This window comes from Microbacterium sp. DWRC1-3 (genome assembly GCF_049896645.1).
Lineage (GTDB): Bacteria > Actinomycetota > Actinomycetes > Actinomycetales > Microbacteriaceae > Microbacterium > Microbacterium maritypicum.
In genome coordinates, this window is the sequence record NZ_JAFCUS010000001.1 from 1168520 (window position 1) to 1180956 (window position 12437).

General features: G+C 67.6%; 13 protein-coding genes. 6 read left to right on the top strand and 7 right to left on the bottom strand.

Annotated features, from left to right (window positions below; all coding sequences use genetic code 11):
• Window positions 1–15 precede the first annotated feature (15 nt).
• On the bottom strand, window positions 16–300 hold the full coding sequence (locus ACP699_RS05580; protein WP_017828696.1) for a hypothetical protein: 285 nt from the start codon (window positions 298–300) through the stop codon (window positions 16–18).
• 180 nt (window positions 301–480) lie between these two features.
• Window positions 481–1467, bottom strand: a complete 987-nt coding sequence (gene glpX / locus ACP699_RS05585) for a class II fructose-bisphosphatase (RefSeq protein WP_017828697.1) — start codon at window positions 1465–1467, stop codon at window positions 481–483.
• A 185-nt stretch (window positions 1468–1652) separates the two neighbouring features.
• On the opposite strand from glpX, the gene fbaA reads away from it, so the two are divergent.
• On the top strand, window positions 1653–2681 hold the full coding sequence (gene fbaA / locus ACP699_RS05590; protein ID WP_017828698.1) for a class II fructose-bisphosphate aldolase: 1029 nt from the start codon (window positions 1653–1655) through the stop codon (window positions 2679–2681).
• Between the two features lie 95 nt (window positions 2682–2776).
• Here fbaA and ACP699_RS05595 read toward each other — a convergent pair whose 3' ends face one another.
• The 3 genes from ACP699_RS05595 to ACP699_RS05605 form a co-directional block, all read right to left on the bottom strand.
• Window positions 2777–3316 (bottom strand): DUF6264 family protein, encoded by a 540-nt coding sequence (locus ACP699_RS05595; protein ID WP_055864555.1) that lies wholly within the window; start codon window positions 3314–3316, stop codon window positions 2777–2779.
• A gap of 245 nt (window positions 3317–3561) precedes the next feature.
• Window positions 3562–4353, bottom strand: a complete 792-nt coding sequence (locus ACP699_RS05600) for an IclR family transcriptional regulator (RefSeq protein WP_055864560.1) — start codon at window positions 4351–4353, stop codon at window positions 3562–3564.
• Between the two features lie 2 nt (window positions 4354–4355).
• On the bottom strand, window positions 4356–5408 hold the full coding sequence (locus ACP699_RS05605) for a 4-hydroxy-3-methylbut-2-enyl diphosphate reductase (RefSeq protein WP_372446049.1): 1053 nt from the start codon (window positions 5406–5408) through the stop codon (window positions 4356–4358).
• A gap of 92 nt (window positions 5409–5500) precedes the next feature.
• Between ACP699_RS05605 and xseA the strand changes: the two genes are divergently transcribed.
• From xseA to ACP699_RS05630, 5 genes are read left to right on the top strand one after another with little or no spacing between them, the layout of a single operon-like run.
• Window positions 5501–6778, top strand: a complete 1278-nt coding sequence (gene xseA / locus ACP699_RS05610) for an exodeoxyribonuclease VII large subunit (protein WP_426169852.1) — start codon at window positions 5501–5503, stop codon at window positions 6776–6778.
• 36 nt (window positions 6779–6814) lie between these two features.
• Complete coding sequence (locus ACP699_RS05615; RefSeq protein ID WP_017828703.1) at window positions 6815–7057, top strand: exodeoxyribonuclease VII small subunit; 243 nt, start codon at window positions 6815–6817, stop codon at window positions 7055–7057.
• A complete protein-coding gene (locus ACP699_RS05620) occupies window positions 7054–7698 on the top strand; it encodes a DUF4245 family protein (RefSeq protein WP_055864566.1) in 645 nt (214 codons plus the stop codon). The genes ACP699_RS05615 and ACP699_RS05620 overlap by 4 nt, the downstream gene beginning before the upstream one ends.
• Window positions 7695–8384: a carbonic anhydrase gene (locus ACP699_RS05625; RefSeq protein ID WP_017828705.1), complete on the top strand. Its 690-nt coding sequence runs from the start codon at window positions 7695–7697 to the stop codon at window positions 8382–8384. Before ACP699_RS05620 ends, ACP699_RS05625 begins: the two co-directional genes overlap by 4 nt.
• Window positions 8381–9775, top strand: coding sequence for a class II fumarate hydratase (locus ACP699_RS05630; protein ID WP_055864571.1), 1395 nt, complete (start codon window positions 8381–8383; stop codon window positions 9773–9775). The genes ACP699_RS05625 and ACP699_RS05630 overlap by 4 nt, the downstream gene beginning before the upstream one ends.
• 155 nt (window positions 9776–9930) lie before the next feature.
• On the opposite strand, the gene ACP699_RS05635 is transcribed toward ACP699_RS05630, so the two are convergent.
• Window positions 9931–10761 carry an endonuclease domain-containing protein gene (locus ACP699_RS05635; RefSeq protein WP_426169858.1) on the bottom strand — a complete coding sequence of 277 codons (831 nt, stop codon included), beginning with the start codon at window positions 10759–10761 and terminating at the stop codon, window positions 9931–9933.
• A gap of 293 nt (window positions 10762–11054) precedes the next feature.
• A complete protein-coding gene (locus ACP699_RS05640) occupies window positions 11055–12437 on the bottom strand; it encodes a PhoH family protein (protein WP_055864581.1) in 1383 nt (460 codons plus the stop codon).

Consider the following 12437-nt stretch of genomic DNA (forward strand, 5'->3'; position numbering starts at 1 on the left):
TTCAGCGACGACGGATCAGGCGATGCCAGGAACGCCGCTGAGCAGCAGGATGACGAGTCCGCTGGTGGCCAGGAACGCTCCGATCATCCACCAGGAGCTGATCTCGTGCCCTTCATCGCGGCGGACGCGGAAGAGGACGTCGGCGCGACGAGCCGGATCGACCATCGCGGCCGGTGGCGTCGTGACCGGGGGCGTCGGAACGGATTCCGCATCTGCGCTCACCCGGAGGATGCGCCCCGTGTTGGTCGTGATGATCTTCGTCGGGGCGGCCTTCGAACCGCTCGTGTGCTGCGTTGTCATCTGTTCGCCCTCCTGTGCCTGCGGTGCCTGGCGGCTCCGTCGACGGCGACAAACCCAGTGACAATTGTGACACGGCACCCCGGAGAACCGTGGATCGAGCGGCTGTGAGGCGGTACCGGCTCGATAACGATGCCGCCGATGTCGCCGGCGATGATCACGTGTCAGAGGACGAGCGAAGGATCAGAGCCACTTCGAGACGAGGTGCTCCGAAGCGATGCGACGAAGCGTTCCGGAGGCTCCTCGGAGCACGACGCTCTCGGTGTAGACGTAGCCGCGTTCACGACGGACACCGGCGACGAGCTGGCCGTCGGTGACGCCGGTGGCGACGAAGATCGTGTTGTTGCCCTGCACCAGATCGTCGGCCTCGTAGACCTTGTCCATATCGAGACCGGCATCGATGCCGCGCTGGCGCTCATCGTCATCGCGCGGCCAGAGGCGTCCCTGGATGTGTCCGCCGAGAGCCTTGATCGCGCACGCCGTGACGATGCCCTCAGGGCTGCCGCCGACGCCGACGCACATGTCGGTGCGAGCATCGTGACGGGCGGCGTTGATGCCACCGGCGACGTCACCGTCGCTCATGAGACGCGTGCCGGCACCCGCATCGCGGATCTCCTGGATGAGCTGCTCGTGACGCGGACGGTTCAGCACCGAGACGACGATCTCGTCGACAGGCTTGTCGAGCGCGCCGGCGAGCTTGCGGATGTTCTCGCCGATGGGAAGTCTGATGTCGACGACGCCGACGCCTGCCGGGCCGGTGACGAGCTTGTCCATATAGAAGACGGTCGAGGCGTCGAGCATGGTGCCACGGTCAGAGACGGCGATCACCGAGAGCGCGTTCTGACGACCGGCTGCGGTGAGCGAGGTGCCGTCGATGGGATCGACCGCGATGTCGCACAGCGGTCCACGGCCCGTGCCGACGACCTCGCCGTTGAAGAGCATCGGGGCGTTGTCCTTCTCGCCCTCGCCGATGACCACTCGCCCCTGGAAGTCGACCGTTCCGAGGAACGCGCGCATCGCGTCGACGGCGGCGCCGTCCGCCGCCTCCTTGGCTCCGCGACCGATGAAGGGGACCGCGCGGATGGCCGCAGCCTCCGTCGCACGCACCAGCTCCATCGCGAGGTTACGGTCGGGACGAAGAGGGCTCAGATCCGCTGTCAGACTCACCATGCGGTCAGCCTAGCCACCCCCGTGTCCAAATCCGCCGCCTTTCGAGCCGGATCCGACGAAGGAATCCGGTTTCTTAACAGCCAGGCAGAAGCCATCGTGCTCGGCGAGGATCTGGGCTGCGGTATCAGCGTGCGCGCCCCGATAGAGTGGCAGCTGTCCCGGCTTCCCCTATCGCAGGAGTTCTCATGCCCGTCGCCACCCCGGATCAGTACGCCGAAATGCTCGACCGCGCGAAGGCCGGCGGCTTCGCGTACCCCGCATTCAACGTCTCCAGCTCGCAGACGATCAACTCCGTCCTCCAGGGGCTGACCGAGGCCGGCTCCGACGGCATCATCCAGGTCACCACGGGTGGCGCCGACTACTTCGCCGGTCACACGGTGAAGGCTCGTGCCGCGGGCGCGCTCGCGTTCGCGCGCTTCGCCACCGAGGTCGCCAAGAACTACCCGATCACCGTCGCGCTGCACACCGACCACTGCCCGAAGGACGCGCTGGCCGGTTTCGTCGAGCCGCTGATCGCCGCCTCCGAGGAAGAGGTCAAGGCCGGCCGCAACCCGATCTTCCAGTCCCACATGTGGGACGGCTCCGCCGTTCCCCTCGCGGAGAACATCGAGATCGCCAAGGACCTGCTCCCCCGCATGAAGAACATCAACGCCATCCTCGAGGTCGAGATCGGCGTCGTCGGCGGCGAAGAGGACGGCGTGCAGCACGAGGGCTCGAACGAGGCCCTCTACACGACGTTCGCCGATGTCGACCAGGCGGTTCAGGCGCTGGGTCTCGGCGAGCAGGGCCGCTACATCGCCGCCCTGACCTTCGGCAACGTGCACGGTGTGTACAAGCCCGGTGGCGTCAAGCTGCGCCCTGAGCTGCTCGGCGAGATCCAGGCCGAGGTCGCGGCGAAGTACAACACCGGCGCCAAGCCTCTCGACCTGGTGTTCCACGGCGGCTCCGGCTCGACCGATGAGGAGATCGCCCTCGCGGTCGCCAACGGTGTCATCAAGATGAACATCGACACCGACACGCAGTACGCCTACACGCGTGCGATCGCCGACTACATGTTCAAGAACTACGACGGCGTGCTGAAGGTGGATGGCGAGGTCGGCAACAAGAAGCAGTACGACCCGCGCGCCTGGGGCAAGATCGCCGAGTCGGCGATGGCCGCCCGCGTGGTCGAGTCGACCCGTCAGCTCGGCTCGTACGGACAGTCCCAGAGCTGATCCGCGAACGAGACAGCAGAAGGGGCCCGGCATTCCTGCCGGGCCCCTTGTGCGTCCCCGATGGGCCGGCGTACGTCGACGCCGACCGGCTGAGGTCAGGGGGTCGTCATCTGCTCGAGGTGGGCGACGAAGGCGGGGTCACTCATCATCGGCACCGCGATGCAGACGGAGACCACGCCCATGGTGACGATCGCTCCGACGATCGGGAGCCACCAGGTGAGGCGGCCACGACGCAGGCGTCGGATCGAGAGCGCGGCGGTGATCGACCATCCGACGACGAGGACGATCGCGGCGATCATCCCCCAGGTCTTCGCCTGCGCGAAGTTCGTGAACTCCCCCTCGATGCCGACGACCTTCATGGTCTGGTTCATGACGCTCGGCAGATCCAGGTACGACAGACCGGTGATGACGACGTTGATCAGTCCGTAGGCGAGCATCACGATCGTCGCGAAGCGATCGACAGGATGCGACCGCTTCGTCGAAGACTCGTTCACCGGGTTCCCGGCCTGAACCGCGGGCGGCAGTGGCGCCGAGGGCGGTGCGATCACGACCTCGTCGAGCGGGGGCAGGCCGGCGGCTCGTCGCTGTTCCTCGGGGGTCGCGAGTTCGCCGTACTGGGGCCTCTGGTCGCTCATCCCGCCATGCTAACGGCACAACCTCGGGCCGGTTCACAGCGGGCGACCGCACCCGGTGGGGCACAAACGATAGCGGCCCCGGAGAAGTGGGGACTTCTCGGGGCCGCGGACGTGGAGCGTGGGGACGCTCCTCATCCAGATTGACCGCCAGCGCTGGGGACGCTAGAGGCGATCGGTGACGTTCACGTATGCCGTCACTGTTCCCATAGTAGGAAAACGCGTGCCGACGCGCCAGGGGCCCTCCTTCAGATAGTGAACTCGGCTCCGGAGGAACCCTCGTCCAGCACGTCAGCCCCGAGCTGCAGAGAGAGATGGCGTGCAGTGCGCTGAAGCGTCGAGACGAGGGTGCGATCGACCACGGCGCCATCGGCCGGCAGCGAGATCGCCAGCGAGGCGATGACCCCGGGGGCGATGACCGGCACGGCGACGCAGGTGGCGCCGATCGCGTACTCCTCCTGATCGATCGTCCACCCCGGGGAGCGTTCCAGCTGCGTCAGCAATGCCTTGCGATCGGTGATGGTGTGCGGTGTGAGCTCGGGCAGACGATGCCGCGAGAGGTAGTCCAGGCGATCGGCTTCCGGGAGTTCCGCGAGGATCTGCTTGCCCAGCGCAGTCGCGTGAGCGCTGGACTGCAGCCCCACCCACAGCTCGATCCGGGGATTGCGGACGGCGTCGACGATGTCGACCATGTGCATCTCCCCGTCATCGAAGCGGGAGAGATACGCCGTGGCTCCGACGTCTTCGGTCACCTCCCGCAGCGCTGCGCGCACGCGGGCGAGGAACACTCCCCGCGAGCCGATCTGCTGCTGGAACGACGGAAACCGGGCGCCCAGCACGACACCGTCCGGTTCCGAGGAGAGGTATCCCTCATGCACGAGCGTGCGCACCAGGTTGTAGGTGGTACCGGGGGTCAGACCGGTGATGGCCGCGAGCATCTTGGGAGGAAGCGGCCGAGGGGAGTTGGCGACGATGTCGACCAGCCGCAGAGCGCGTTGCACCGACCCGATGAGGGTGGGCTCCGCCTCCGCGGCGCTCACTGCTAAGCGCCTCCTCCGGACGCGCGACCTCCGAGGGCCCGCGCGTCGCGCTGACCCGCAGCATCTTGACGCAGTTCCTTGGGCAGGGAGAACATGAGGTCTTCCTCTGCCGTCTTCACCTCTTCGATGTCGCGGTAGCCGGCGTCGCCGATCGCATCGAGCACCTCGCGCACCAGTACTTCGGGCACGGATGCCCCGCTGGTCACGCCGACGGTCTCGACCCCGTCGAGCCACTCCTGCTGGATCTCTTCTGCGTAGTCCACGCGATAGGCGGCCTTCGCCCCGTACTCGAGGGCGACCTCGACGAGACGCACGCTGTTGGACGAGTTCGATGAGCCGACGACGATCACCAGGTCTGCTCCGGCGGCCACCTTCTTGATCGCGACCTGACGGTTCTGCGTCGCGTAGCAGATGTCATCGGACGGCGGATTCTGGAGTTCGGGGAATCGCATGCGCAGACGGTTGACCGTCTCCATCGTCTCGTCGACCGAGAGGGTGGTCTGCGAGAGCCAGACGACCTTGTTCGGGTCCTTCACCACGACGGTGTCGGCTTCCTCCGGAGAGTTCACGACGGTGACGTGCTCCGGGGCCTCCCCTGCTGTTCCCTCGACCTCTTCGTGGCCCTCGTGGCCGATGAGCAGGATCTCGAAATCGTCGCGTGCGAAGCGCACGGCCTCGCGGTGCACCTTGGTGACGAGCGGGCAGGTCGCATCGATCGCGTGGAGTCCTCGATCGGATGCCGCGTTCACGACTGCCGGCGAGACACCGTGAGCGCTGAAGACGACGTGGGCCCCCTCAGGGACCTCATCGACCTCTTCGACGAAGATGGCGCCCTTCTCCTCGAGCTCGGTCACCACGTGGATGTTGTGCACGATCTGCTTGCGCACGTAGACCGGGGCGCCGTAGCGCTCGAGGGCCTTCTCCACGGCCACCACGGCACGGTCCACACCCGCGCAGTATCCGCGCGGTGCGGCGAGCAGAACCCGCTTGTGTCCGGCCACCGGGTTATCCTGAAGCCGCCCGGCCGCCGCACGAACTCGTGGAAGGCGGGGCACGGGGAGATGAACGGCAGTCGAAGTCACCCTTGAATTCTACCGCCGCGCAGCTGTGCGAGGCCGGGGAGACTCGGGAGCGGGAACGGGAGCGGATGACAGTCTTCGAAGCGACCACGGGCCAGGGCGAGACGCCACCGGCCGATTCCGTCGCACCCCGCGACTCGACGGCCGACGCTCCCACCTCGGTCACCCGGCTGAACGCCACCATCCGCGACTTCATCGCGCGGTGGAACACCGTCTGGGTCGAGGGAGAGATCACCTCCTGGAATGTGCGCGCCGGCAACGTGTTCGCGCGGCTGAAGGACACCCACTCCGACGCGCAGATCTCCATCCGGGTGTGGTCGAGCGTGCGCGGGCGCATCCCCTCCGACATCGGCATCGGCGATCATGTGGTCGCCGCGGTCAAGGCCGATTACTTCGTCAAGGCCGGCGATTTCAGCTTCGCGGTCTCCGCGATGAAGCACGTCGGGCTGGGCGACCAGCTCGAGCGCCTCGAGAAGCTGCGCGCGCAGCTGCGACAGGAAGGCCTGTTCGACTCTTCGCGCAAGAAGCGCCTGCCCTTCCTGCCGCATGTGATCGGTCTGATCACGGGCGAGCGCTCGGACGCCGAGAAGGATGTGCACCGCAACGCCGAGCTGCGCTGGCCGCAGGTGCGCTTCCGCACCGAGTACGCCGCCGTGCAGGGCGACCGCTGCGTTCCCGACACGCTCGCCGCCCTCGCCCGGCTCGACGCCGACCCCGAGGTCGATGTGATCATCATCGCCCGCGGTGGCGGAGACCCGCAGACGCTCCTCGGTTTCAGCGATGAGAGGCTCGTGCGCGCCGTCGCCGCGGCCTCTACACCCGTCGTGAGCGCGATCGGGCACGAGAACGACCATCCGCTGCTCGACGATGTGGCGGATCTGCGGGCTTCGACGCCGACCGACGCCGCCAAGCGCGTCGTCCCCGATGTCGGTGAGCAGCGAGCGCTCATCGCGCAGCTGCGGTCCCGCGCGACCACGAGGCTCACGCAGCGCCTCACACACGACATCGCTCAACTGGAGCAGCTCCGCTCCCGCCCGGTGCTGCGTTCGCCCGCTCCGATCATCGACGCCCGCGCCCAGGAGATCTGGCTGCTGCTCGGACGCGGCCGGGACACCGTGAACCGACAGCTCGACGACGCCGGACGCCGCACCGGAGAGCTTCGGGCATCCCTCCGCGCGCTCTCGCCCGCCGCGACCCTGGCTCGCGGCTACGCGATCGCCCACCTCGATGGGGGCGTGATCCTGCGCGACGCCGCCGATGCCCCGGCCGGAAGCACGCTCACGATCACCCTCGACCGGGGCTCGCTGACCGCCCGCTCGGAGGGCGAGATCGCGGAAGACGCCTGAGCCGGACACCCGCGGCACACGACGTAAGATGGAGGAGTGAGCGCCCTGAACGACACCCCTGTGGACACGCTGTCGTTCGAGGCGGCTCGAGACGAGCTCGTCAAGGTCGTCGCCGAACTCGAACAGGGATCCCCGACCCTCGAGAACTCGCTCGCCCTCTGGGAACGTGGTGAGGCTCTCGCCGCCCGTTGCGAAGAGTGGCTGTTGGGCGCCAAGCGCCGCCTCGACGCGGCTCGTGCCGCGGCATCCGATGTCGAGACGCCGGCAGGAGACTCGTGAGCAAGCAGCCCCCGATCATTGCCGAGCTCGGCCGCCCCGAGACTCCGGAAGAGACCGCCGCCCGCAAGGCCGCGTTCAGCAAGGCCTACCGGTCGAGTCAGACGGTGCGAAACCTCGTGGCCGCTCTCCTGGTCACGGTCGCCGTGGTCGCGGTCATCATCTTCGCCGTCCCTCGCGGCACGCCGGTCGAGCAGAAGCCACTGGATGTCGCCGCCGTGGCCGAGGGCGTGGAGTCGTCGATGGAACGCCCCGTGCTCATCCCGGAGCTCGGCGACTTCTGGCGTGCGAACGGCGCCGAGATGCAGGGTGGCGCCACCGTGGTGTGGGAGGTCACCCTGGCCCCGAAGTCCGACACGGAGCGCGGCTTCATCAAGGTGGCCCAGGCGTTCGACGCCGATTCCTCCTGGGCTCCGCAGCGTCTGAACGGCATCGCCCCGACCGACACCGTGCGCATCGGCGGCCTCGACTGGGACGTCTACAAGCCCGGAAACGCCGAATCGAACGCGAACGTGACGTATGCCATCGGCACGCAGGCCGGCGACGACTACATCCTGCTCTACGGCTCGCGCTCGGCCGATTCGACCGCCGAACTCGCCGAATCCCTCATTCCGCAGATCCGCATCATCTCGGAGGCCCCATGACGCACCCGTTGACCCCCACAGCCGCCTGGAAGCAGATGCAGGACGGCAACCGCCGTTTCGTGCAGGACGAGCCCCGGCACCCGAATCAAGACGTCGCCCGTCGCAAGGATCTGACGGCAGCGCAGCATCCGGTCGCCACCCTGTTCGGCTGCTCCGACTCGCGCCTCGCCGCCGAGATCATCTTCGACCTCGGCCTCGGCGACCTGTTCGTGGTGCGCAACGCCGGACAGGTGATCGGCGAGTCGATCGTCGCGAGCCTGGAGTATGCCGTCGCGGTGCTCGAGGTGCCGCTGATCGTCGTGCTCGCCCATGACTCCTGCGGCGCCGTGCGTGCGGCGATCGACGGCACCGCGATCGATGCCGCTCCCCTGCCCCCGCACATCTGGAAGCTGATCGCCCCCATCGTCCCCGCCGCGCGGAAGGTGCTGGCCGAGAGCGGCGGGACCACCGTCGCCGAGATCGACTCGGAACTGGTCGGCATCGAGCATCTGCGCAACACCGTGAGTGATCTGCTGCAGTCGTCCGAGATCATCAGCGACGCCGTGTCCGCGGGTCGCCTGGGCATCGTCGGCGCCAACTACCGTCTGGCCGAGGGCACCGCGGTGCCCGTGATCACGGTCGGAATCGACGCCGACGGCGTCACCACCGAGGGAACTGACCCCGCAACCAAGGAGGGTTCGGAATGACCGAGCAGGACTACCGCATCGAGCACGACACCATGGGTGAGGTGCGGGTGCCCGTGAACGCACTCTACGGAGCGCAGACCCAGCGCGCCGTGGAGAACTTCCCGATCTCGGGCAAGGGACTGGAATCGACCCAGATCGCTGCCCTGGCCCGCATCAAGAAGGCCGCGGCGCTGGCCAACAAGGAGCTCGGCACTCTCGACGGTGCCATCGCCGATGCGATCGCCCAGGCCGCCGACCAGGTCGCCTCCGGAGACCACGACGGCGAGTTCCCGGTCGACACCTACCAGACCGGCTCCGGTACCTCGTCGAACATGAACATGAACGAGGTGCTGGCGACGCTCGCGACGCGCATCCTCGGCGCGACCGTCCACCCCAACGACCACGTGAACGCCTCGCAGTCGTCGAACGACGTGTTCCCGACCTCGGTGCACATCGCGGTCACCCAGGCCCTCATCGACACGCTCATCCCCGCGCTCGACCACCTCGCCGTCGCCCTCGAGGCGAAGGCCGAGCTGTGGAAGGACGCCGTCAAGTCCGGCCGCACCCACCTGATGGATGCCACCCCGGTGACCCTGGGCCAGGAGTTCGGCGGCTACGCCCGTCAGATCCGCCTGGGCATCGAGCGCGTGCAGTCGGCTCTCCCCCGCGTCGCCGAGGTCCCGCTGGGCGGCACCGCGGTCGGCACCGGCATCAACACCCCGCTCGGCTTCCCGCAGAAGGTCATCGCGCTGCTCGCGGCAGAGACCGAGCTGCCCATCACCGAGGCCAAGGATCACTTCGAGGCGCAGGCCAACCGCGACGGACTGGTCGAGGCCTCCGGCGCGCTGCGCACGATCGCGGTCTCGCTGACCAAGATCAACAACGACCTGCGCTGGATGGGCTCCGGCCCCAACACGGGTCTCGGCGAGCTGCACATCCCCGACCTGCAGCCTGGTTCCTCGATCATGCCGGGCAAGGTCAACCCGGTCGTTCCCGAGGCCGTGCTGATGGTGTGCGCACGCGTGATCGGCAACGACGCGACGGTCGCCTGGGCCGGCGCATCCGGCTCCTTCGAGCTGAACGTCGCCATCCCGGTCATGGGCACGGCCGTGCTCGAGTCGATCCGTCTGCTCTCGAACGCCTCGCGCGTGCTCGCTGACAAGACGATCGACGGCCTTCAGGCCAACGTCGAGCGCGCCGCCGCATTCGCGGGAATGAGCCCGTCGATCGTGACTCCGCTGAACAAGCTCATCGGCTACGAGGCTGCGGCGAAGATCGCCAAGCACTCGGTCGCCAAGGGCATCACGGTGCGCGACGCCGTGATCGACCTCGGCTACGTCGAGCGCGGCGACCTCACCCTCGAGCAGCTCGACGAGAAGCTCGACCTGCTGTCGATGACGCACCCGGGCTGAATTCCCCCACGAAACAGCGGATGCCGCGAGGACTCGTTCCTCGCGGCATCCGCTGTTCTTAGGGGACCGCTCACATGCATGACCTGGCCACGGATGCCGGAGCGCATGACGGTGAGCAGTCATGCATCCGGCAAGAACTCATGCAGGCGTCACGGTCAGGCGCGTGCCCGCCCGAGAGCCGCTGCGATCGCTGCCACGACCACATCCCAGGAGTGCAGGATCATCGCGTAGTCGAAACGCAGCGTCTCGAATCCGAGACGTGAGGCCACGGCGTCGCGCATGAGATCCCGGTGGCGATTCGCCGGCCCCTCATGGTTCTCCCGACCGTCCGCCTCCAGGATGACTCGACCCTCGATGACGAAGTCGACGCGTCCGACACCGTCGATGATCACCTGCGTGCGCACAGCGACCCCGATCAGGTGGAGCCTCAGCCGCACCACCGATTCCAGGCCGCTCTCCGCATCAGGGCGCGCGAGATCGATGAGCCAGCGCGCTGTCGAGGGAAGGGCCGCGCGGACGTTCGCGCGGGCCACCGCCGTCAGCATCCGCTTGTTCCACGCCGACTCGAACGCGGCGAAGAAGAACTCCTCTCCGTAGCAGCCGAACGCATGCACCAGTGCGACCTCGATCGGGGCGATCCCGACGTCCATACGCCCGGGAGTGTAGTGAGCGACGCACGCGCACGGCTTCGGGTGATGCCGTCGCCCACCCAGCCCCATCCAGACATGCACCTCTTTCGAGACCTCGAGGGTCCATACTCCACGGAGCCTCAACGCGCTCCCACACGTGAGTGCGCCTCCGTGTGCCGCTGCGGCGACCACCTCCGACGCCGCTCCCGTGGAGGCGAAGACTCCTGGCCGCACCCGCACGAGCCGTCCTGCCGTGCACTCGGCCCCCAGTCGCGAGCGCGAACAGCCGAATGCCTGAAGTCGCGTTCCGCGCGCGACCCCGCCGAGGTGTCCGAGGATGAATTCGACGTCGATCATCCCTCGATCCTGGCTGCGCACCTCCCCGCGACGCCGCCACGCCGACGCAACTGGTGGATGAGTTTTAGAAGCACGCAGATGTGCAGGTCGATACTCCTTCTCCCCCTGTCCGGATGCATGAGGAACCGACGAATGTCTGAGGCGGGGAGGAGGAACCATCCTGCAAGCGGCCATGGCTCATGCATCCGGGCTGACCCCGGCCGAGTGCCCGGCCGCTGTGCACAGTCACCCCGCACAGGTGACAGCGGATGCCGCGAGGACTCGTTCCTCGCGGCATCCGCTGTTTCACGCCGTCAGCTGAGCTCTCCACCCTCCAGGAGCTCGGTGACGAGCGCTGCGATCGCCGAACGCTCGGAGCGGGTCAGGGTCACGTGGCCGAAGAGCTCGTGTCCCTTCAGCGTCTCGATCACGCTGGCGATCCCGTCGTGACGGCCGACGCGGAGGTTGTCGCGTTGACCGACGTCGTGCGTGAGGATCACGCGCGAGTTCTGCCCCATGCGGCTCAGCACCGTCAGCAGCACGTTGCGCTCGAGCGACTGGGCCTCGTCGACGATCACGAACGCGTCGTGCAGGGAGCGCCCACGGATGTGGGTCAGCGGAAGCACTTCGAGCAATCCACGCTCGATCACCTCCTCGACCACGTTGCCCGAGACGACCGAGCCGAGCGTGTCGAACACCGCCTGCCCCCACGGGCCCATCTTCTCGCCCTGGTCACCGGGGAGGTAGCCGAGCTCCTGCCCGCCGACCGCGAACAACGGTCGGAACACGATGATCTTCTTCTGCTGCTGCCGCTCCAGAACCGCCTCGAGTCCTGCGCAGAGCGCGAGCGCCGACTTGCCGGTGCCGGCGCGTCCGCCGAGGGAGACGATGCCTACCTCCTGATCGAGCAACAGGTCGATCGCGATGCGCTGCTCCGCCGAACGGCCGTGCATCCCGAAGATGTCGCGGTCTCCGCGCACCAGTCGGTACTCGCCGTCTCCGGTCACCCGACCGAGCGCAGAGCCGCGCTCGGAGTGGATGATCAGTCCGGTGTTCACCGGAAGGCCGCGAGCCTGCTCGCTGATGCCGACCTCGCTCTCGTAGAGGTCGCTGATGTCGTCGCCGGAGAGGTCGAGCGTCGAGATCCCGGTCCACCCGGAGTCCACCGCCTGCTCGGCGAGGTACTCCTCGGCGCGCAGGCCCAGGGATGCAGCCTTCACGCGCATCGGCAGGTCCTTCGAGACGATCGTGACGTCCTGACCGTCCTGCGCGAGATGCATCGCGACCGAGAGGATGCGGGTGTCGTTGTCGCTGAGGCGGATACCGGCCGGGAGCACCGACGAGTCGGTGTTCGCGAGTTCGACCCGGAGAGTGCCTCCCTCACCGACCTCGACCGGGAAATCCAGGCGTCCGTGCTCGATGCGCAGGTCATCGAGGTGTCGAAGGGCCTGCCGCGCGAAGTAGCCGATCTCCGGATCGTGCCGTTTGCCCTCGAGCTCGGTGATCACGACGACGGGGAGGACGACCGAGTGCTCGGCGAACCGGAAGAACGCCTGCGGATCGCTCAGCAGGACCGAGGTGTCGAGGACATAGGTGCGCAGATCCTGATCCGGATCGGCGGACGATGCTCGCCTCGTGGTCTTACGGGTGGACTGCTGCGCGGTGCTTGTGGCCTGCTGCGCTGTACGTGTGGTCAC

Excerpts from the sequence above, each read along its gene's own strand:
- ACP699_RS05580 (WP_017828696.1), bottom strand. The coding sequence starts at position 300 with ATGACAACGCAGCACACGAGCGGTTCGAAGGCCGCCCCGACGAAGATC.
- xseA (WP_426169852.1), top strand. The coding sequence starts at position 5,501 with ATGACAGTCTTCGAAGCGACCACGGGCCAGGGCGAGACGCCACCGGCC.
- glpX (WP_017828697.1), bottom strand. The coding sequence starts at position 1,467 with ATGGTGAGTCTGACAGCGGATCTGAGCCCTCTTCGTCCCGACCGTAAC.
- ACP699_RS05625 (WP_017828705.1), top strand. The coding sequence starts at position 7,695 with ATGACGCACCCGTTGACCCCCACAGCCGCCTGGAAGCAGATGCAGGAC.
- ACP699_RS05635 (WP_426169858.1), bottom strand. The coding sequence starts at position 10,761 with ATGATCGACGTCGAATTCATCCTCGGACACCTCGGCGGGGTCGCGCGC.
- ACP699_RS05630 (WP_055864571.1), top strand. The coding sequence starts at position 8,381 with ATGACCGAGCAGGACTACCGCATCGAGCACGACACCATGGGTGAGGTG.
- ACP699_RS05595 (WP_055864555.1), bottom strand. The coding sequence starts at position 3,316 with ATGAGCGACCAGAGGCCCCAGTACGGCGAACTCGCGACCCCCGAGGAA.
- fbaA (WP_017828698.1), top strand. The coding sequence starts at position 1,653 with ATGCCCGTCGCCACCCCGGATCAGTACGCCGAAATGCTCGACCGCGCG.